We start from the raw sequence: 22,106 nt of genomic DNA on the forward strand, positions 1-22,106 counted from the left end.
CACGTCAGGAGGCGAAGCGGCTGCGGGAGAGCCTGCTGGCCCCTGTCCCCACCGGTGCGGCATCGACCGGTGGAGCGAACGGCTGCGACCACCACGGCGGGGCGGACGACCACCGGCTGATCATCGAGTCACTGCCCCACGTCATCCCGTTCGACGGGCTCATCGCGGAGTTGTACGCGGCGATGTTCGACCAGCACCCGTATCTGCGGGGCCTCTTTCCCGAGTCGATGGACTTCCAGCGGGCCCACCTGGAACAGGCCTTCCGCTTTCTGATCGACCGCCTGGACCGCACGGACGAGGTGGCCGCCTTCTGCGCCCGGCTCGGCCGCGACCACCGCAAGCTGGGGGTGCGCCCGGTGCACTACGAGGTGTTCGAGTCGGCCCTGGTGGAGGCGTTGCGCCGCCGTGGCGGCTCCTGGTGGCACCAGGACGCGGAAGAGGCGTGGAAGCGCATGCTGCGGCGGGCCGTGGCGGCCATGGTGCAGGGCGCGCAGGCCGCTCTCGCGGAACGGCCTTTCTGGCAGGCCACAGTGACGCGCCATCAGCTGCGGCGGCCGGACCTGGCCGTGCTCAGGGTCTCCCCCGACGAGCCGTTCCCGTACCGGGCCGGTCAGTACGTCCTGCTCCAGTCGCCGCTCCTGACGCGCGCCTGGCGGCCGTTCAGCGTGGCGTGCGCTCCCCGGCCCGACGGCGAGCTGGAGTTCCACATCCGCCGCGCGGGGCCGGGTGGGGTGAGCGACGCCCTGGTGCACCGCACAGGGGTCGGGGACCCCCTCCTCCTCGGCCCGGCCCGTGGCTCGGTGACCCTCGGGGCGGGCGACCTCCAGCACGACGTGCTGATCGCCGTGAGCGGCACCGGGTGGGCCGGCGCCAAGGCGCTGCTCCAGGACCTGGCCAGGCGTCGGCTTCCCGGCCGCACCGCGCACGTGTTCCTCGGCGCGCGCACCCGTGACGAGCTGTACGACGTGGACGCCGTGGCCGATCTGGAGCGCCGCCATCCGTGGCTGCGCGTCACCACGGTCATCGGGGACGGCGACGCGCTGGCCGAGGCCGTGGCCCGGCACCCGGGCCGGTCGCGCGGGCTCGTCCTGGTGAGCGGACCGCCCGCCCTGGCCGCGACGGTGCGGCGGCTGTCCGCGCTCGGGCTGCCCGCGGACCGCGTACGCCACGACCTCGTCGCCGCCTCGCCGCAGGGGGCTCGGGGCCTGAACTCCGCGTCCGTCCCGGGCACCCCGCCCCGCCCCGCGCCGGCGGTGCGAGGCGGACGTGGCGGCCGGGACGGACGCGCCGCCTCAGCTCACCTCGGTGAGGGGGATCAGGATCATCTTGGTCACCGTGCCGTCCTCGCCCACGACATCGCGGACGTGCCGCGCGTTCAGGCGCCGGCACAGCGCGAGGCTGGCCTCGTTCTCCGCGCCGACCATGCCCCACACCTCCTTCAGCCCGAGGTTGTCGGCCGCGTGGCGCATCAGGCCGTGCACCGCCTCGGTGCCGAAGCCCTTGCCCCAGTACTCCGGAAGCAGTGCGGCGATCAGTTCGTGACCGTCGACGTTGCCGGTCTTCTTGCACTCCGCGTGCCCGATGTACGTGCCGTCGTGCCAGACGCCCCACACATCGAAGAGGCGTTGGGGATACACATCCGTGAAAATGGCCTTGTACAACCTGCGCAGGTCGGTTTCGGGCACCTGGTCCTGGCCCATCCAGCGGCAGACCACTTCGTTGCGCAGCAGCGCGACGAAGTGGTCCTCGTCCTGGGGGCGGTAGGGCGTGAACTCCAGGCGCTCGGTGCGCAGCGGTGGTGGCGTCGGCGGTTCGGTCGGCTCCGTCGGCAACGGCAGCTTCATCATCGGGGTGCTCCCTGTTCCATTCGTTCGCGCAGGCTGCGGGGCCGCATGTCGGTCCAGACCTCGTCGACGTACGCGGAGCACTCGGCCTCGGTGCCCTCCTTGTCCGTGCGGTGCCAACCCGCCGGGACGTCGACGTCTATCGGCCACAGCGAGTACTGGTCCTCGTCGTTGCGCAGCACCTGGTAGCGGGTGTTCTCGTCCATGGTCAGCTCTCCTCTCGTGGATGGGGTGTCGCCGCCCCGGGGCGCCGGCGGTGCGGGCGCCCCGGGGCGGAGTGCGGGGTCACAGGCTGTCGCGGGCGTGCCGGGCTATGTGGTGCAGGGCCGTGGCGAACTCCTCGGCGACGCGGCGCACGGTCTCGGTGTCGTGCAGGCCTGTGCGGTGGTGCCAGGTGAAGGCGAGGCGGCCGTCCTGGACCGCGCCGACCACTTCGAGCGGGTGGGATCCGCTGTCCCGGGGGTCGTGGTCCTGGCCGAGGGAGCCGTGCTCGGCGCGCACGAGGCCGCTGCCGGGCTCCGCGGGCCGGGCGTCCCACTGGCCGAGGTAGTTGAACACGACCTGGCCGTGGGCCGCGGCGCCGAGCCGCTCGCGCACCTCGGGCGGGCCGAAGGTGCGCAGGGCGCCGTAGCCGAGGCCGTTGCCGGGCACCACGCGCAGCTGGCGGCGTACGGACTTGACCAGGGCCCGCCAGTCGCGGGACGCGCCCAGTTCGTCCGGGCGCGTCACCTGGAGGGCGACGGGGTGGACGGTGGTGAACCAGCCGACCGTGCGGGACAGGTCGACGCCGTCGAGGAGGTCCTCGCGGCCGTGGCCTTCGAGGTCGAGGCGGACCCGGTCGCGGCCGGTCCAGCGGGCGAGCGCGAGGGCGAGGGCGGCCAGCAGGACGTCGTTGACGCGGGTGCGGTAGGCGGTCGGAGCGGCGCGCAGCAGCGCCGTCGTGTCCTCCTCGGTCAGCTCCACGGTGACCTGCCGGGCTTCGCCCTCCTGCGCCGCGGGCGGCTCGGCGGCCGGGAGCGGCTCGGCGGTCACCGTCTCCTCCCAGTAGGGCAGTTCGTGGTCGAGGCCGCCCTCGGCGACGTGCGCGGCGAGCCGCCGTGACCAGTCTCGGAAGGAGGTGGTGCGCTCCCCCAGGGCGATGGGTTCGCCCGCGAGGGCCTGCCGGTAGGCGGCTTCCAGGTCGTCGGCGATGATCCGCCAGGACACCGCGTCCACGACCAGGTGGTGGCCGACGAGGAGGAGGAAGGCGGGCCGGTCCGCGTCCCCGGTGAACAGGGCCGCGCGTAGCAGCGGGCCCTGGCCGAGGTCGAAGCCGGTGTGCAGGTCGTCGGCGGCCTTGCGCATGCTCTCGTCGGCCTCCCCCTCGTCGAGGCCGGCCAGGTCGTACTGGACGAGCAGGCCGTCGGTGGGGGTGTCGGCCGGCGGCGGGTTGAACTGGTGCCAGCCGTCGGCGCCGTCGTGGGTGAAGCGCATGCGCAGCGCGTCGTGGTGTTCCAGGAGCGCGTCCAGGGCGGCGCGCAGGGCCAGCGGGTCGGGGGTGCCGTCGAGTTCCAGGAGCGCCGACTGGTTGAAGTGGTGGTGCGCGGCGCGCGGGGTGGTCAGGAACCACTCCTGGATGGGGGTGAGCGGTACGTCGCCGCTCACCGGGCCCTCGCCGGAGCGCTGGGGCGCGGTCCTGACGACGGCGGCGAGTTCGGCCACGGTCTGGTGGGTGAACAGGTCGCGCGTCGCCAGGTGCAGTCCGTCGCGCCGCAGCCGGGACACGACCTGCATGCTCAGGATCGAGTCGCCGCCGAGGAGGAAGAAGTTGTCGTGGGCGCCCACGCCGTCCACGCCGAGGACGTCGCCCCAGATGCGGGCGACCCGGCGTTCGGTGTCGGTGCGCGGCGCGACGTGCGGGCCGGTGGCGGTGTGCGCGGGCCCGGGCGCGGGCAGCGCGCGCCGGTCGGCCTTGCCGTTGGGGGTGAGCGGCAGCCGTTCGAGGGGGACGAACACCGACGGCACCATGTGCAGCGGAAGCAGTCCGGCGAGGTGCTCGCGCAGCTCCGCCGCCGGGAGGTGCTCGGTGGTGTCATCGGCGGGGACGACGTACGCCACGAGCCGGTCGGAGCCGCCGTCGGCGCGGACGACGACGACCGCGTCGCGCACCCGGGAGCTGCGGCGCAGGGCGCTCTCGATCTCGCCCGGCTCGATGCGGTAGCCGCGCAGCTTGATCTGGTCGTCGGCGCGTCCGGCGAAGCGCAGGGCTCCCTCGGCGTCCCAGCGGACCAGGTCGCCGGTGCGGTACATGCGCTCCCCGGGCGGGCCGAAGGGGTCGGCGGTGAAGCGCTGGGCGGTCAGGCCCGGCTGGTTCAGATAGCCGCGGGCGAGGCCGGGCCCCGCGACGTACAGCTCGCCGGTGACCCCGGGCGGGACGGGCCTCAGCGCGGCGTCCAGGACGTACAGGCGGGTGGCGCCCGCCGGGCGGCCGATGGGCGGCGCTCCCGCTCCCGGGGTCAGGGGGCCGGTCCAGGAGGCGACGACGGTCGCCTCGGTCGGCCCGTAGGAGTTGATCATCCGGCGGCCGGGGGCCCACTGCTCCACGAGGTCGGGCGGGCAGGCCTCCGCGCCGACGATCAGGGTGCGCAGGTGCGGCAGGCTCCCCGCGGTCTCGGGTGCCACCGTGGCCAGGGCGGCGGGCGGGATGAGGGTGTGGCTGACGTGCCGCTCGGCGAGGGCCTGGGCGAGGCGCTCGCCGACCAGCGGACCCTCCTCGCCGGTCACCAGGGCGGCGCCGCTGAGCAGGGCGACGCACAGCTCCAGGACGGAGGCGTCGAAGCTGGGCGAGGCGAACTGGAGGACCGTGTCGCCGGGGCCTGCCGCGTACTGCTCGGCGGCGGCCGCGGCGAAGCCCGCGAGGCCCCGGTGCGGCACCACGACGCCCTTCGGCGTCCCGGTGGACCCGGAGGTGTAGATGACGTACGCGGGGTGGTCGCAGGTGAGCGGTGCGATGCGGTCGGCGTCCGTGGGCGCGGTCTCGGGCCCGTCGGCGGCCCAGACCTCCGCCGGGTCGTCCAGGGTGAGCCAGGCGCCCGCGTCGCGCACCATGAACTCCCGCCGCTGCTCGGGGTAGGCGGGGTCCACGGAAAGGAAGGCGCCGCCCGCCTTGGCGACGGCGAGCTGGGCCACCACCGCTTCGGCGGTCCGGGACAGGGCCAGGGCGACCACGCGCTCGGGGCCGACGCCGCGGCCGATCAGATGGTGGGCGAGGCGGTTGGCGGCGCGGTCGGTCTCGGCGTAGGTCAGCTGCCGGGAGCCGTCGTCGAGCGCGATCGCGTCGGGCGTGCGCGCGGCCTGCCGCTCGAAGAGGCGTGGCAGGGTGGCCGCCGGGACCGGCCGTGCCGTGCCGCGGCCCTGCTCCAGGAGGGTCTTCAGCTCCGCGTCGGACGACAGCGGCAGGGCGCCCAGGGGGCGGTGCGGGTCGTCGGCGACGGCGGTCAGGAGCGTGCCGAGCTGGTCGGCCATCCGCTCGGCGGTCGCCGCGTCGAACAGGTCGGTGTTGTAGGTGAGCAGGCCGTGCAGCGCCCCGGATTCGGTCTCGGCGAACTCCAGGGTGAGGTCGAACGCCGCGTGCTGGAGCTGGGGCTCGATGTCGGAGACGTCGAGTCCGGGCAGGTCGAGGTCGCCGGTGGGCGTGTTCTGGAGGACGACCATGACCTGGAAGAGCGGGGTGCGGCTGGTGTCGCGCACCGGCTGCACCTCGTCCACCACCCGCTCGAACGGCACGTCCTGGTGCGCGAAGGCGTCGAGCACGGTCTGCCGTACGTCGTCGAGGAACTCGGGGAAGCCGCGCTCGGGCTCGACCCGTGAGCGCAGCACGAGGGTGTTGACGAAGAAGCCGACCAGGTTCTGCACCTCGGGCCGGTCGCGGCCGGAGGTGACGGTGCCGACGGCGATGTCCCGGCCGCCGGACAAGCGCGCGAGGTAGGTCTGCGCGGCGGCGACGAGCGTGGTGAACAAGGTGGCGCCGCGCTGCCGGCCCACCTGCGCGAGGCGCCGGGCGGTGCGGGGCGCGAGGGTCAGGCGGGCGGTGGCGCCGTGGTGGGTGCGTACCGCCGGGCGCGGCCGGTCGGTGGGCAGGTCGACGGGTTCGGTGTCGGCCAGGTGCTCCTTCCAGTAGGCGAGCTGGGCGTCGGCGTCCGCGGCACCGGCGGTGCGCTGCCAGTGCGCGTAGTCCGCGTACTGGACCGGCAGCGGCGGCAGCTCACCGGCGCCGGTGCCGAGCGCCTGCCGGTAGAGGTGGGCCAGGTCGCCGGTGAGCACGGCCGTGGACCAGCCGTCGGTGATGATGTGGTGCAGGGTCAGCGCGAGGACGTGGTCGTCGTCGGCGAGGCGCACCAGGGCGGTGCGCAGGAGCGGGCCGTGGCGCAGGTCGAAGGGGCGGGTGCGCTCGTCCGCCAGGAGCTGGGCGAGCCGGGCCGGGCGGTGTGTCTCGGACGTGCCCGACAGGTCGTGCGTCGGCAGCGGCACCGCGCGCGGCGGGTGCACGAGCTGTACGCCGTGGCCGTCGACGGTGTCGAGGGTGGTGCGCAGCGACGCGTGCCGGGCCACCAGGCCGCTCAGGGCCTCGGTCAGGGCTCCGGTGTCGAGCCGTCCGCGCAGCCGCAGCGCGAGGCCGGTGACGTACTCGGCGGTGCCGCCGGGCGAGAACTCCGCCAGGAACCACAGGCGTTGCTGCGCGTACGACATGGGGGCGGTGGCCCGGGCGACGGGGACGATGGCGGGGCGGGCGGCGCCGGGGGCCCGGTCCGCGGTGACCAGGGTGGCGAGCGCGGCCGGGGTGGGGTGGGTGAACACCGCGCGCGGCGAGACGTCCGTGCCGAACTCCTCGGCGAGGCGGGACGCGAGGCGGATGCTGAGGATGGAGTCGCCGCCGAGGGTGAAGAAGTCGTCCTCCACGCCGGGCGGGGCCGCGCCGAGGACGTCGGCGAACACGTCGGCGACGCGGCGTTCGGCGTCGGTGCGGGGCTCGACGCGCGCGGCGCGCCCCGCGCAGGTGTCCGGCTCCGGCGCCGGGAGAGCGGCCCGGTCGACCTTGCCGTTGGCGCTGAGCGGAAGGGCGGCCAGGGGGACGTACGCGGAGGGGACGAGGTAGTCGGGCAGCGAGCGGGCGGCGAAGGAGCGCAGCTCCTCCAGGTCCTCGCCCGCGGGGCCGACGAGGTAGGCCACCAGGCGCCGGGCCCCTGGCCGGTCCTCGCGGGCCACCACCGCGACGTCCAGGACGCCGGGGTGGGCCGCGAGGGCGGCCTCGGCCTCGCCGGGCTCGACGCGGAAGCCGCGGATCTTCACCTGGTCGTCGGCGCGGCCGAGGAAGACGACGGTGCCGTCCGGGTGGCGCCGGGCCAGGTCGCCGGTGCGGTACATGCGGGCGCCCGGCGGCCCGTAGGGGTCGGCGAGGAAGCGGCCCGCGGTCTCTCCCGCGCGGCCCAGGTAGCCGCGGGCCACGCCCTCGCCGGCGAGGAACAGCTCGCCCGCGCAGCCCGGTGGCACGGGCCGGAGCCGGGTGTCGAGGACGTACGCGCGCATGGCGTCGAGGGGGTGGCCGATGGGCACGGTGTCGGGGACGGCGGCCGCGTCGGCGAGGGCGAAGGACGTCGCGAAGGTCGTGGTCTCGGTGGGTCCGTAGCCGTCCACGACGGTCAGGCCGGGGCAGGCGTCGAGGACGCGGCGCACGGCCGCCGCCGGGACCACGTCGCCGCCGGTCCACACGTGGCGCAGACCGGTGAAGCAGTCCGGGGCGTCCTGGGCGAGGAGCCGGAAGACACCGGCGGTGAGCCACAGCGCGCTCGGGCCGCCGTCGCCTGCGAGCCGTCGCAGCAGGGCCGCGTCCACGGCGCCGTCGGGGGCGACGACCACGCTGCCGCCGGTCAGCAGGGGCGCCCACACCTCGAAGGTGACGGCGTCGAAAGCGACCGGGGAGTGCAGCAGGACGCGGGCGCACACCCCGTCCGCGAAGCGGCTGTCGGTGGCGAGGGCGGCCACGTCCCGGTGGCGCACGGCCACGGCCTTGGGCAGACCGGTGGAGCCGGAGGTGAACATCACGTAGGCCAGCTGGTCGGGTTCGGGCCGCCCGGCGACCGGCGGCCCGGCGGGGCCGGTGCGCGCCGCGGCGACGTCATCGGCGGTGAGCCGGACGGTGGCGCCGACCTGGTCGAGCAGGGCGCGGCGGCGCTCCTCGGGGGCGCGGGTGTCGACCGGCACGTAGGCGCCGCCCGCCTTGAGGACGGCGAGCTGCGCGACCACGAGTTCGGCGGAGCGGTCCATGAGCAGGGCGACGCGGTCCTCGGCCCGTACGCCGTCCGCGCGGAGCCGGGACGCCAGGCGGTCGGACCAGTGGGCGAGTTGACGGTACGTCACCTGCCGGTCGCCGTCCCGGAGAGCGATCGCGCCGGGGGTACGGTCGGCCTGGTCGGCGAACAGGGCCACCGGGGTGCGCGGAGGCGTGGCGTCGGCGGCGGTGGTGTTCCACCGCTCCAGCAGGGCCTTGTCCTCGGCGGTGAGCAGGTCCAGGTCCGCCACGTCCCCTTCGAGGCCGTCGGCGAGGTGGGTGAGCAGCGTGGCGAGGCGGTCCGCGGCGCGTTCGACGGTGGCCCGGTCGAAGAGGGCGGCGTCGTAGGCCAGGTCGAAGCCGAGCCCCTCGGCGAGGTGGGCGCGCAGGCACAGGGGGAAGGTGGTGGCGTCGTCGGCGTGGACCTCCTCGACGCGCACGCCGGTCCTGGCCGCCGCCGACTCGTCGACGGGGTAGTTCTCGAACACCACCATGCTGTCGAAGAGGGCCTCGCCCGACGGGATGTCGCTGAGAGCCTGGATGCGGGGCAGCGTGAGGAAGTCGTAGCGGCGGGCGTCGCTCTGCCGCTCCTGGAGGTCGCGCAGCCAGGGCAGCACGCCGCCGGCCGGGACGCGTACCCGGGTGGGCACGGTGTTGATGAACATGCCCACCATGGAGTCCACCCCGGGCAGTTCGGCGGGGCGGCCGGAGACGGTCGTGCCGAACACCACGTCGTCGCGTCCGCTGTAGCGGGCGAGGAGCAGCCCCCAGGCGGCCTGCACCACGGTGTTGACGGTCAGGCCGGCGCGGGCCGCCGTCTCCCGCAGCGCGTGCGAGACCTCCGGGGCGAGTTCGCGCGCGACGGCCGCGCCGGAGCGGGCGCGGTGTGCCTCGGCGGGCACGCGGTCGTACGGCAGCGGGGTGCGCGCGGCGCATCCGGCCAGCTCGCCGGCCCAGTGCGTCTCGGCATCAGTCTCGTCCTGCTCCGCGAGCCACTGGAGGAAGTCCGCGAAGGGGCGCCGCACGGGCTCTGCGGCGTCCGGGCCGCCGGTGAGCGCGGCGTAGCGCTCGCACACCTCGATGAGCAGCTGACCGCTGCTCCAGCCGTCCAGGATGAGGTGGTGCGACGACCACAGCAACAGGACCTCGTCGCCGGGCAGGGCGGCCAGGGTGATCCGGGTGAGCGGCGCGGTGGTCAGCTCCATGCCCGCGGCGCGGTCCTCGGCGAGCAGCCGCTGCACGGCGTCCGCGCGCTCGTCGGGCGTCAGCTCGCGCCAGTCGAGGTGGGTGACGGGCAGCTCCGCGCGGTGGTGGACCATCTGCACCGGGTGGGGCAGGCCCTGCCAGTGGACGCTGGTGCGCAGGGCCGGGGTGCGGTCGGCCACCTGTTGCCAGGCGGTGGCGAGCGCGCGGGGGTCCGCGACCCCGGACAGGCGCACCGCGGTGCGGTCGAAGTAGGCGCCCGCGGTGTCGACGAGGCCGTGGAAGAGCATGCCGGCCTGAAGGGGTGTCAGCGGCAGGACGTCCGCGATGTGCCGCCCGTCGCCGACGAGCCGGTCCAGGTGGTCCTGGGTGAGGCGGGCCAGCGGGAAGTCGGAGGGTGTGCGGCCGCCCGTGTCGGGCCGTGCGCAGTGGGCGACGATGTCGCGCAGCGCCGCGTGCGTCTCCTCGGCGAGGCGGCGCACGGTGGCCTCGTCGTAGACGGCGGTGGGGTACGTCCACCCGAGTTCGAGGCGCCCGTCGTGGACCACGCCGGTGATGTCGAGGAGGTAGGGGCGGGTCTCGTCGGGGTCGGTGTCGCGGCCCGCGGCCGGCAGGGCGGCACCGTACAGGCCGCCGTCCTGGGAGCCGCCGGTGTCCCACTGGCCGTGGTAGTTGAAGCCGACCTGCGGCACCTGCCCTCCGGCCAGCGGGCTCTCGGGCAGCAGGTGGCGCAGGGCGCCGTGGCTCAGGCCGTGCAGCGGCACCGCGCGCAGCTGCTCCTTGACCGAGCGCAGGGTGTCGCGCCAGTCGGCGTCGGGGGTGACGGTCAGGGCGAGGGGGAACTCCGCGGTGAACCAGCCGACGGTCCGTGACAGGTCCACGTGCTCGAAGAGGTCCTCGCGGCCGTGGCCCTCCACGCCGACGAGGACGGTGTCGCGCTCGCACCAGCGGGCCAGGGTGCGGCCGATGGCGCTGAGGAGCACGTCGTTGACCTGGGTGCGGTAGACCTCGGGGACCTGCCGCAGCAGGGCGTCGGTCTCCTCGGGCGCGAGGGTGACCGTGAGGGTGGCGGCGGAGCCGTGGGTGTTGGGCCCGGGGCGCCCGGCGGGCAGGTCCGCAGGGGCGGCGGCGGTCCGCCGCCAGTGGGCGAGGTCGGCCTCCAGGGCGCCGGAGCGGGTGTGTGCGTCGAGCCTCGCGGCCCAGTGGCCGTAGGCGGTGCCGACCGGGGGCAGTTCGACGGGCCGTCCGGCCGCGGCGGCGCGGTGGGCGCTCTCCAGGTCGCCGAGCAGGATGCGCCAGGAGACGCCGTCCACGGCCAAGTGGTGGACGGTGAAGACGAGTTGCGCGGGCCGGTCGGGGCCGCGGTCGAAGACGAGGACCCGGACCGTCCGGCCCGCGGTGGGGTCGAGCGAGGCCTGGGCGGCGTCCGCCGCGCGCTGCACCTGCGCCTCCAGGGCGGCCTCGTCGAGGCCGGTGGCGTCGTGGGAGGTGAACACGGGCCCCGGGGCCTCGGTCAGGAGTTCCTGGCGCCAGCCGTCGCCGGTGTGGCGGAAGCGGGTGCGCAGTGCCGCGTGGTGGCGTACGACGGCGTCGACCGCCTGCTCCAGGGCGGGCAGGTCGGTGCCCGGGGCCACTTCGAGGCGCTGGGTCATGGTGAAGCGCAGCGCGTCGCCGGGGCGGCGGGCGTCGAGGTACCAGCGCTGGATCGGGGTGAGCGGCGCCTCGGCGGGCGGGGCGGCGCCCGGTGCGGGCCCGGCCGGGTCGGCCGCGGTGGCGCACAGGGCGAGTTCGGCGACGGTCGGCGCGCGGAACACGTCCTTGGTGGTCACGGCGAGGCCGGCCCGGCGGGCCCGGGAGACGATCTGGATGCTGAGGATCGAGTCGCCGCCGAGGGTGAAGAAGTTGTCGCGCGCGCCCACCCGGGCCACGCCCAGGACGTCCGCCCAGATCGCGGCCAGGCGCTCCTCGGTGCCGGGCCGGGGCGCGACGTACGGCGTCCGCGGGTCGGGCTGCGCGGGCGGGGCGGGCAGGGCGCGGCGGTCGGTCTTGCCGCTGCTGGTGCGCGGGATGCGCGTCAGCGGCACGAACACCTGCGGCACCATGTGGTCCGGCAGCGTCCGGCGAAGCCGGGCCCGCAGGTCCTCGCCCGCCGGGGCGCGCTCCCCCGCGGGCACCACGTACGCCACGAGCAGGGTGCGGCCCGCGTGCTCGTGGGGCATCACCACGGCCTCGGCAATGTCCTGATGGGCCGTCAGGGCGGCCTCGATCTCGCCGGGTTCGATGCGGAAGCCGCGGATCTTGACCTGCTCGTCGACGCGCCCCAGGAACTCCAGGAGGCCGCGGTCGTCCCAGCGGGCGCGGTCGCCGGTGCGGTACATGCGTGTGCCCGGCGGCCCGTAGGGGTCGGCGAGGAAGCGTTCCACGGTGAGGCCGGGCCGGTTCAGATAGCCGCGGGCGACCTGGGTGCCCGCCAGGTACAGCTCGCCCGGGGTGCCGGGCGGCACGGGGCGCAGCGCGCCGTCGAGGACGTAGGCGCGCAGGCCCCGGCCGGGGCGGCCGATGACCGGGCGCTCGGGCCGCTCGGCGCACGGGCCGTAGACGGCGTCGACGGTGCACTCGGTGGGCCCGTACACGTTGTACGCGGTGACGCCAAGGTCCCGCGCCGCGCACAGCTCGCGCCAGGTGTCGGCGCCGATGGCCTCGCCGCCGACCAGGAGCACGCGCGGGTGGTGGCGGCCGGGTGCGAGGAGACCCGCTGCGGTGAGTTCGCGCAGGAAGGACGGGGTGACGTTCACCAGGTCCAGGCGGCGCTCGGCGACCTGGGCGCAGAACGCGTCCGGGTCGAGGCGTACGTCCTCGTCGACGAGGTGGACCTCCTGGCCGAGCGCGAGGAGCAGCGGCCCCTCCCAGGAGGTGTCGAAGGAGAACGACGCGCTGAGCGCGGCCCGCAGCCGGCGGCCGTCGGTGGTGTGCGGGGCGACGAGGCCTTCCTGGTGGTCGTGGCAGAGGCTGACCAGCTGGCGGTGTTCCACGGCGACGCCCTTGGGCCGCCCGGTGGAGCCGGAGGTGTAGATGACGTACGCGGTGCTGGCCGGGCGCAGCGGCGTGAGCCGGTCGGCGTCGGTCGGGTCGTGGGCGGGCAGCCGGTCCCAGGGCACCGCGCGCAGCGCCTCGGGGGTCAGGACCGTGCGGGGCGCGGCGTCGGCGGTGAGGTGGGCGACACGCTCCTCGGGCAGGCCGGGGTCGAGGCACAGCAGGGTGCCCCCCGCCTTGAGGACGGCGAGCAGGGCGACCACCTGGTCACAGGTGCGCGGCAGGCGGGTGGCGACGGTGCGCTCGGGTCCGACGCCCTGGGCGATGAGGTGGTGGGCGAGCCGGTTGGCACGGTCGTTGAGGGCGGCGAAGTCGAGCGTGGCGTCGCGGGCGACCAGGGCGGTGGCGTCCGGCGTGCGTGCGGCCCGCGCCTCGAACAGGGCCGGGAAGGTCCCGGGCGCGGCGGGGGCCGGGCCGCCCTGCCACTCCCCCAGGACCTGGCGCCGCTCGGTGGCGGTCAGCAGCGGCAGCGCGCCGACCTCCTGGTCCGGGTCGTCGGCGACGGCTTCCAGGAGCAGCCGCAGCTGAGCGGCGAGGCGCTCGGCGGTGCCGGGGTCGAACAGGCCGGTGCTGTACTCCAGGTGGCCGGTCACCCCGCCGTCGTGCTCGACGAAGTCGAAGGCGAGGTCGAAGGTGGCGTGCCGCACCGGCGGGGTCAGGGCCTCGACGTCGAGCCCTGGCAGGTCCGGTGCCTCGGTGCCCAGGTTGTGCAGGGCCACCATGACCTGGAAGAGGGGGGTGCGGCTGGTGTCGCGCTCGGGCCGGACCGCGTCCACCACCCGCTCGAAGGGCACGTCCTGGTGGGCGAAGGCGTCGAGCGTGGTGGCGCGCGCCCGGTCGAGGAGGCGGCGGAAGGACAGGCCGGGGGTGACCTCGCCGCGCAGCACGAGGGTGTTGACGAACATGCCGACCACGTCGTGGAGTTCGGCGCGCTCGCGGCCCGCGGTCACGGTGCCGACGGCGATGTCCCGCTGGCCCGTCCACCGGGCGAGCAGGACCTGGCACGCCGTCAGGAGCGTCATGTACAGGGTGGCGTCGGTCTCGCGGCCCCGCGCGCGCAGTCGCTCGACGAGCGCGGCGGGGAGCGGGAACGTCACCAGGGCGCCGTCGCGGGTGCGTTCGGCGGGGCGCGGCCGGTCGGTCGGCGGCTCCAGCGGGGCGAGCCCGTCGAGGACCTGCTTCCAGTGGGCGAGCTGGCGCTCGGCCTCGGTGGTGCGGCCGCGCTGCCAGGCGGCGTAGTCGGCGTACCGCACGGGCAGTTCGGGCAGCTCGGGGCGGCGGCCCTCGCGCGCCGCCGTGTACAGCTCGCCGAGGTCGCGGCCGAGGACGCCGAGGGACCAGCCGTCGGTGACGATGTGGTGGAGGGCCAGGACCAGGACGTGCTCGTCGGCGGCCAGGCGGAGCAGACGGGCCCGCAGCAGGGGGCCTGTGCTCAGGTCGAAGGGGGTGGCCGCCTCGCGTTCCAGGAGGGCGTCAAGGGCGTCGGCCGCGGTGCCCGTGAGGTCGTCGACGCGCAGGTCCACGCCGTGCGGCGGGCCCACGATCTGCCGGGCCGTGCCGTCCTGTTCGGCGAACGTGGTGCGCAGGGCCTCGTGCCGGGCGACCAGGGCGTCGAGCGCGGTGCGCAGGGCGGCCTCGTCGAGCGTGCCGCGCAGGCGCAGGGCCGACACCGTCGTGTACTCGGTGCTGCCGGGCTCGAAGCGGTCGAGGAACCACAGGCGCTGCTGTGCGTACGACAGCGGTGGCGCGGTGTCCGGGTCGGCGGCCGGGATCACGTCGGGGGCCGCGGATCCCGCCGGTTCGCCGAGGGCGGCGGCCAGGGCGCACACGGTGGGGTGGGTGAACAGGAGGCGGGGCGAGACGTCCGCGCCGAAGTCCGCGCGCAGCCGGGAGGTGACGCGGACGGCGAGGATGGAGTCGCCGCCGAGGGCGAAGAAGTCGTCGTCGACGCCCACCTCGTCCGTGTTGAGGACGGCCGCCCAGGCCGCGGCGACCAGGCGTTCGGCCTCGGTGCGCGGCGGGGTGCGGTCGCCGCCGGTGGCGAAGCCGTCGGCGCCGGGCGCGGGCAGGGCGCGCCGGTCGAGCTTGCCGTTGACGGTCAGCGGCAGCGCGGCCAGCGGGACGTAGGCGGCGGGCACCATATGGGCGGGCAGCAGGCCTTCCAGGTGCGCGCGGAGCGCGGCGGGCGCCGGGGCGCCGTCCTCGCCCGCGCCGACGACGTGGGCGACCAGGCGCCGGGTCCCGGAGGTGTCCTCGTACACGCCGACGGTGGCGGCGCCGACGCCGGGGTGGGTGTGGAGCGCGGCCTCGATCTCGCCGGGTTCGATGCGGTAGCCGCGGATCTTGACCTGGGCGTCGGCGCGGCCGAGGTACTCCAGGGTGCCGTCGGGCCGCCGCCGGGCCCGGTCGCCCGTGCGGTACATGCGGCTGCCGGGCGGACCGAAGGGGTCGGGCAGGAAGCGGGTCGCGGTGAGGGCGGGCAGGCCCAGGTAGCCGCGGGCCAGGCCCTCGCCCGCCACGTACATCTCGCCGACGGCGCCGGGCGGGGCCAGGGCCAGGTCGTCGTCGAGCACGTACACGCGCAGGTCGGGGATGCCGGTGCCGATGGGGCTCGCGGTGCCGGTGCGGGCCGTCGCCCGGTCGAGGGGGGCGTAGGTGACGTGCACGGTGGTCTCGGTGATGCCGTACATGTTGACCAGGCGCGGCGCGTCGTCGGCGTGGCGGGCGTACCAGTCGGTGAGCCGGCCGGTGTCGAGGGCCTCGCCGCCGAAGATCACCTGACGCAGCGCCAACCGGGCGCTCAGCTCGGGGTGTTCGGCATCGGCGCGGGCCAGCGGGTAGAAGGCGGACGGGGTCTGGTTGAGGACCGTGACGCCTTCGTCCGCGAGCAGGCGCAGGAAGTCCTCCGGGGAGCGGGCGGTGTCGTCGGGCACGACGACGAGCCGGCCGCCGTGCAGCAGCGGGCCCCAAAGCTCCCACACGGAGAAGTCGAAGGCGTAGGAGTGGAACAGCGTCCACACGTCGTGCTCGTCGAAGCCGAACCAGTCGCGGGTGCGCGTGAACAGCCGTACGACGTTGGCGTGCGGTACGACGACACCCTTGGGCTTGCCGGTGGAGCCGGAGGTGTAGATGGCGTAGGCGGGGTTCTCCGGCAGCGGGCGCCGGGCCGGGTCCGGTCCTGCGGCCGGGCGCCGTTCCAGGTCGGCCCGTACCGCCGGGTCGTCCAGGAGCAGGACGGGCAGGCCGGTGCCGGCGGCGGAGACGGATGTGTCCGTGGTGGTCACCAGGGCCACCGGGGCGGCGTCGGCAAGGAGGTGGGCGACGCGTTCGGCGGGGAGCCTGGGGTCGATCGGCAGGTAGGCCGCGCCGGACTTCAGGGTGGCCAGGACCGCCACGACCAGGTCGGTGGAGCGGGGCAGGGCGAGAGCCACGAAGCGCTCGGGTCCGGCTCCGGCATCGGCGAGGCGGTGGGCGAGGCGCCCGGCCGCCGCGTCGAGCGCGGCGTAGTCGAGGCGTTCGTCCCCGCAGGTGACCGCGGGGGCCTGGGGGGTGCGCGCGGCCTGGGCCTCGAAGAGGTCCACCAGGGTGTGCGCGGGGCGTCCTTCGGCGGAGCCGTTCCAGTCGGTCAGGATCCGGTGGCGCTCCTCCGCGGTCGTGGCGGCGAGGTCGCGCAGCGGCCGGTCGAGGTGGTCGGCGAGCTGTGTGAGGAGCAGGCACAGCCGGTCGGCGAGCGCCCGCGCCGTCGTGGCGTCGAACAGGTCCGGGTCGTAGGCCAGGTCGAAGCCGAGCCGCTCGCCCTGGTAGGCGCGGAGCACCAGCGGGTAGTTGGTGGCGTCGCGGGAGGTGACGTCCAGGAGGCGGACGCCGGTGGTGGCCGCGCGGGCCTCGTCGAAGGGGTAGTTCTCGAAGGCCACCATGCTGTGGAACAGGGGGGTGCCGGACGGCACGTCGCTCAGCGCGGTCAGCTCGGCGAGGGAGACCGCGGAGAAGCGCCGGGACTCGGCCTGCGCCTCCTGGAGTTCGCGCAGCCACGCGCCCGCCGTGCCGCCGCCGTCGACGTGGACGCGGGTGGGCAGGGTGTTGATGAACATGCCCACCATCGACTCGACGCCGGGGAGGTCGTCGGGGCGTCCGGACACGGTGGTGCCGAACACCACGTCCCGCTCGGCGCCGTGGCGGGCGAGCAGCAGCGCCCAGGCGCCCTGGACCAGGGTGTTGGCGGTGAGCCCCGCGGCCCGCGCGGTGCGGGCGAGGCGCGCGGACACCTCGTCGGACAGGCCGGTGGTGTGGACGCCCGCGGAGCGGGCCTGGTGCGCCTCGCGCGGGGGGCGGTCGGCGGGCAGCGGGGTCGGCGTGGCGAAGCCCGCGAGGACCTGCTGCCAGTGTGCGCGGGCGGCCGTGCCGTCCTGCTCGGCCAGCCAGCGCACGTAGTCGCCGAAGGGGCGGCGCACGGGCACCTGGGTGGTGCTGCCGGTGGTGAGCGCGGCGTAGCGCTCGCCGACCTCGGTGAGCACCTGGGCGAGGCTCCAGCCGTCCAGGATGAGGTGGTGGGAGGTCCACAGCAGGTGCAGGCGCGCGTCGGGCAGCCGGATCAGGGTGAGCCGCATGAGGGGGGCCGTGGTGAGGTCGATGCCGCGCGCGAGGTCGTCGGCGCGCAGCCGGTCGAACCGGGCGGCGCGCTCGTCCTCGGTCATCTCACGCCAGTCCTCGTGGGTGACCGGCACGCGGGCGGCGCGGTGCACGACCTGGAGGGGGGCGGGGACGTCCTCCCACACCACCGACGTACGCAGGACGGGCGTCACGTCGGTGACCTGCTGCCAGGCCAGGGCGAAGGCGTGCGGGTCGGCCATGCCGTCGAGAAGCAGCGCCGCCTGGTCGACGTACACGTCGTCGGGGCCGCCGACGAGGCGGTGGAAGAGCATGCCTTCCTGGAGCGGGGTCAGCGGCAGCAGGTCCTCCACGGTCCCGCCGTCGCCGACGAGGCGGTCCACACCGGCCTGGTCCAGGCCGGCCAGCGGGAAGTCGGAGGGGGTGCGCCCGCCCGCGTCCGGGCGGGCGCAGTGCTCGGTGATCGCGGTCAGCGCGGTGACCATGCCCGCGGCCAGGTCCTCGACGGTGGTGGTGTCGTGCGTGTCCTGGCTGTAGTGCCAGGTGATCTCCAGTTCGCCGTCCGCCACCACGGCCGTGACGTCGATGAGGTGGTCGAGGGGCTCGTCGGCGGCGAGATCGCGGCCGGGCACGTCGGCGGCCGGGGCGAAGTCGCCGGTGCCGGAGGTGTCCCACTGGCCGTGGTAGTTGAAGGACACCTGGGGCAGCGGCAGGTCCCGCAGGGCGCGGGCGGCGGGGTCGGGCGAGCCGAGGCGGGCCAGTGCCTCGTAGCTCAGGCCGCGCCGGGGCACGGCTCGCAGCCGCTCCTTGACGGCCTTGAGCGTGGCGCCCCAGTCGGGCGCGTCGGGCGGCCCGACGGGGGCGAGGGTGACGGGGTACTGGGTGGTGAACCAGCCCACCGTGCCGGACAGGTCAAGGGTGTCGTCCTCGCGGCCGTGGCCCTCAAGGGCGACGGTGACGCGTGCGGCGCCCGCCCAGTCGGCGAGCACCCGGCCGAGCGCGCTGAGCAGTACGTCGTTGACCTGGGTGCGGTAGACGCCGGGCACGCGGCGCAGCAGCGCTTCCGTGGTGGCGCGGTCCACGCGGGTGCGGACGGTGCGCACCGAACCGGCGAGCGGGGCCGCGCTCCGGTCGACGGGCAGCGGGGTGCGGGGCTCGGCGGCCTCGGCCGTCCAGGCGGGCAGGTCGTCGTCGAGGCCGCCGGAGCGCACCCGCTCCGAGAGGTTCCCGGCCCAGTCGGCGAAGGGCGTGGCGGCGGGTTCCAGGTGGATCGGCTCGCCCGCGGCGGCCTGGCGGTAGGCCTGTTCCAGATCGGCGAGGAGGATGCGCCAGGAGACGCTGTCCACGGCCAAGTGGTGGGCGGTCAGGAACAGTTGTGGCCGCTCCCCCAGGGCCCCTGCCCCGGTGTGCTTCCCGGCCGCAGGGCGCAGCAGTGCCGCGCGCAGCAGGGCGCCGGTGGTCGGGTCGAGGGCGGCGCGGGCGGCGTCGGCGGCGGCTTCCCGGGCGGGCGCGGCGTCGGTGAGGGGAAGGTCGTGGCGGGTCAGCAGGCCGGTGGCGGGGCCTTCACCGGGGTGCTGCCGCCAGGTGCCCTCGGTGTGTGCGAAGCGCGTACGCAGTGCCGGGTGGTTGGCGGCGAGGGCGTCCACGGCCTGTTCCAGGGCCTGTTCGTCGAGGTCGTGCGGCAGGTCGAGCAGCAGGGACATGCTGAAGTGCCGCAGCGGTCCGTGAGTGGCGAAGAACCACTCCTGGACGGGGGTCAGCGGGGCGGGCCCCTCCGTGCGCGGCCGGCGGGGCGCGGGCACGTCGGTGTTCCGCCGGGACGCGGCGGCGGCCAGGTCGGCGACCGTCTGGTGCCGGAAGACGTCCTGCGAGCTGAGGCGCAGTCCTGCGGCGCGGGCGCGGGACACGGCCTGGATGCTGAGGATGGAGTCGCCGCCCAGCTCGAAGAAGTTGTCGGTGACCCCCACCCTGCTGGTGCCGAGGACCTCCGCCCAGATGGCTGCGAGGGTCTCCTCGTCGGGGGTGCGCGGGGCGACGAACTCCCGTTCGCGCGGGCCGGTGTCGAGGTCGGGGGCGGGCAGGGCCCTGCGGTCGAGTTTGCCGTGGGCGGTCAGCGGCAGCGCGTCGAGGACGGTGAACGACGACGGCACCATGTGGTCGGGCAGGGCCCGGCGGCACGCGGCCCGCAGCGTGGAGGCGGCGGGGCGCGCGACGCCGGGGGCGGGCGCGACGTAGGCGGCGAGGCGCAGATGGCCGTGTGCGTCGGGCACCGCGACGACCGCCGCCCCGGACAGGTCCGGCAGGTCGAGGAGCACGGCCTCGATCTCCCCCGGCTCGATGCGGTGGCCGCGCACCTTCACCTGGTCGTCGGCACGGCCCAGGTAGTCGAGCCGGCCGTCGCCGGTCCAGCGGGCCAGGTCGCCGGTGCGGTACATGCGGCTGCCGGGCGGCCCGAACGGGTCGGCGACGAAGCGGCCCGCGGTGAGGCCCGGGCGGCCCGCGTAGCCGCGGGCCACCTGCTCGCCCGCCAGGTACAGCTCGCCGCCGACGCCGGGCGGCACGGGCTTGAGCCGCCGGTCGAGGACGTAGGCCCGTACGCCCGGCAGCGGGCGGCCCACCAGCGGCCGTCCGTCGCCCTCGATCCGGCAGGCCAGCGCGTCGACGGTGCACTCGGTGGGGCCGTAGAAGTTGTACGCGGCCACGTCCCGGTGTCCCGCGAGGTCGCGCCACAGGGCGGGGCCGATGGCCTCGCCGCCGAGCATCAGGACCCGGGGGTGGTGGCGGGGGTCGCTGAGCAGTCCGGCGGGCAGCAGCTGCCGCAGGTACGAGGGCGTCAGGTCGAGGAAGTCGACGCGGTGCTCGATGACGTACTCGACCAGGGCGGCGGCGTCGAGCCGTGTCGTCTCGTCGACCAGGTGCAGCGGATGGCCGTCGGCCATCAGGAGCACGCCCTCCAGCGAGGTGTCGAAGGAGAACGAGGCGGTCAGCGCGACGCGCAGCGGACCGCCTCCGGCCGCGGCGACGAAGCCCTCGCGGTGGCCCGCCAGGAGGTTCGCCAGGGAGCGGTGGGAGACGGTGACGCCCTTGGGGCGGCCGGTGGAGCCGGAGGTGTAGAGGACGTACGCGGTGGTGTCCGGGTCGAGTGCCACGGCCAGGGGCTCGTCGGCGGGGGCGGTGTCGGGCACCGCCGCGAGGGCCGCCTCGTCGAGGACGAGGGCCGGGCGGGCGTCGTCCAGGAGGAACCGTACGCGTTCGTCGGGCAGCGCGGGGTCCAGCGGCAGATAGCCCGCGCCCGCCTTCCACACGGCGAGCATCGCCACGATCATGTCGGCGGTGCGCGGGAGCCGGAGCGCGACCAGTTGTTCGGGTCCGGCGCCGCGGGCGGCGAGGTGGCGGGCGAGGCGGTCGGCGCGGGCGTCGAGCGTCGCGTAGTCGAGGCGGTCGGCACCGGCGACCAGGGCGGTGGCGTGGGGGGTGCGGGCCACCTGCCGGGCGAAGAGGTCGGGGTAGGTGGCCGCGGGGGCCGGGGCCGCGGTGGCGTTCCACTCCTGGGTGATCCGCCGGGTCTCCTCCGGGGAGAGCAGCGGGACGGTGCCCAGGGGGCGGTCCGGCTCGGCGGCCGCGGTGTCGAGGAGGCGCACCAGCTGGTCGGCCATCCGCTCGGCCGTGGCGGTGTCGAACAGGTCGGTGCGGTACTCCAGGAGGCCGACGAGCTGGTCCCCGTCGGGCACGAACTCCACGCTCAGGTCGAAGGTGGAGGCCCGCCGGGGCACGGTCACCGGGGAGGCGCTCACCCCGTTCATGCCGGGCGCCTCGGGCGGGGCGGGGTGCAGCAGGACCATCACGTCGAACAGCGGGTTGCGGCCTGCCTCACGGGCCGCGCCCACGGTTTCCACAAGGCGCTCGAAGGGCGTGTCACCGTGCGCGAAGGCGTCGTTGACGGTGTCGGCCGTGGCTCCCAGGAGGTCGCGGAAGGACCCGGTCTCCTCCACGGGGGTGCGCAGCACGACGGTGTTGACGTAGAAGCCGACGGACCGTTCCAGGTCGGTGTGGGAGCGGCCGGGGGTCAGCGAGCCGATGGTGATGTCGTCCTGCCCCGACCAGCGGGCGAGGAGCGCCTGGCAGCCGGCGACCAGGGACGTGAAGAGGGTGGTGTGCCGCTCCTTGGCGAGCGCGCGCAGCCGGGCCGTGGTGCCCTCGGGCACGGCGAAGGTGTGGACGGCGCCCGCCCCCGCCTCCTCGCCGCGGCGCGGCCGGTCCAGCGGGAGGGCCGGTGGCACGGCGCCGGTCAGCTGCTCGGACCAGTAGGCGAGGTGCCGCTCCAGGCGCGGCCCGGAAAGGCGCTCGCGCTGCCACACCGCGAAGTCCGGGTACTGGGCCGCCACCGGCGGCAGCTCCGGGGCGGCGCCCCGGGCGAGCGCGTCGTACGCGGCGCACAGCTCCTCCAGGACCACGCCCATCGACCAGCCGTCGGTGACGATGTGATGGGCGGTCAGGAGCAGGACGTGCGAGGTCTCGGTACCCGGCTCCCGCAGCAGCAGGGCGCGCAGCAGCGGGCCGCCGTTCAGGTCGAACGACCGCTCGTACTCCGCGAGGAGGGCCTCCTCCAGGGCCGCCGTCCCCGTGGCGGGCAGGTCCCGTACGGGAAGCGGCACAGGGCCGGCCGGGCTCACGGTCTGGGCGGGGCGCCCGTCGGTCTCCTGGAACGTGGTGCGCAGGGCCTCGTGGCGCTCCACGACGGTGTCGAGGGCGCGGGAGAGGGCCGCACAGTCGAGGGCGCCGGTGAGCCGGAGCGCGACGGCACTGTTGTAGCGGGAGTCGCCGGGCCGCAGCCGGTCCAGGAACCACAGCCGCTGCTGGGCGAAGGACAGGGGCAGCGGGCCGGACCGGTCGGCGCGCGGGATGCCTTGCCGTCCGGCCGCGCCGGGTGCTCCGTCCTTGCCGGCCGCCGTCGTTCCCTGGGCGCCCGCGCGCCCGGCGAGGCGGCGGCGGAGCGCCTCCTGGAGGTCCTTGGGCAGGGCGGCGGCGCGGTCTCGCTTCGAAGACGTCAT

3 protein-coding genes and 1 pseudogene are annotated in these 22,106 nt (G+C 75.7%); 1 reads left to right on the forward strand and 3 read right to left on the reverse strand.

From position 1 onward, the window contains the following. Window positions 1–182 precede the first annotated feature (182 nt). Window positions 183–419 (forward strand): annotated as a pseudogene (locus tag AC07GB_RS34730) (globin domain-containing protein); the annotation flags it as partial. A gap of 873 nt (window positions 420–1,292) precedes the next feature. On the opposite strand, the gene AC07GB_RS34735 reads toward AC07GB_RS34730, so the two are convergent. The 3 genes from AC07GB_RS34735 to AC07GB_RS34745 form a co-directional block, all read right to left on the reverse strand. Further along, window positions 1,293–1,847 (reverse strand): GNAT family N-acetyltransferase, encoded by a 555-nt coding sequence (locus AC07GB_RS34735; protein WP_478852608.1) that lies wholly within the window; start codon window positions 1,845–1,847, stop codon window positions 1,293–1,295. After that, window positions 1,844–2,050, reverse strand: coding sequence for an MbtH family protein (locus AC07GB_RS34740; protein WP_478852610.1), 207 nt, complete (start codon window positions 2,048–2,050; stop codon window positions 1,844–1,846). The genes AC07GB_RS34735 and AC07GB_RS34740 overlap by 4 nt, the downstream gene beginning before the upstream one ends. Window positions 2,051–2,129: 79 nt before the next feature. Further along, window positions 2,130–22,106 carry a non-ribosomal peptide synthase/polyketide synthase gene (locus tag AC07GB_RS34745; protein ID WP_478852612.1) on the reverse strand — a complete coding sequence of 6,659 codons (19,977 nt, stop codon included), beginning with the start codon at window positions 22,104–22,106 and terminating at the stop codon, window positions 2,130–2,132.

This window comes from Streptomyces sp. NPDC045778 (genome assembly GCF_056431945.1).

Coding starts and splice junctions, on each gene's coding strand:
- AC07GB_RS34735 (WP_478852608.1), bottom strand. CDS start 1,847: ATGATGAAGCTGCCGTTGCCGACGGAGCCGACCGAACCGCCGACGCCA.
- AC07GB_RS34740 (WP_478852610.1), bottom strand. CDS start 2,050: ATGGACGAGAACACCCGCTACCAGGTGCTGCGCAACGACGAGGACCAG.
- AC07GB_RS34745 (WP_478852612.1), bottom strand. CDS start 22,106: ATGACGTCTTCGAAGCGAGACCGCGCCGCCGCCCTGCCCAAGGACCTC.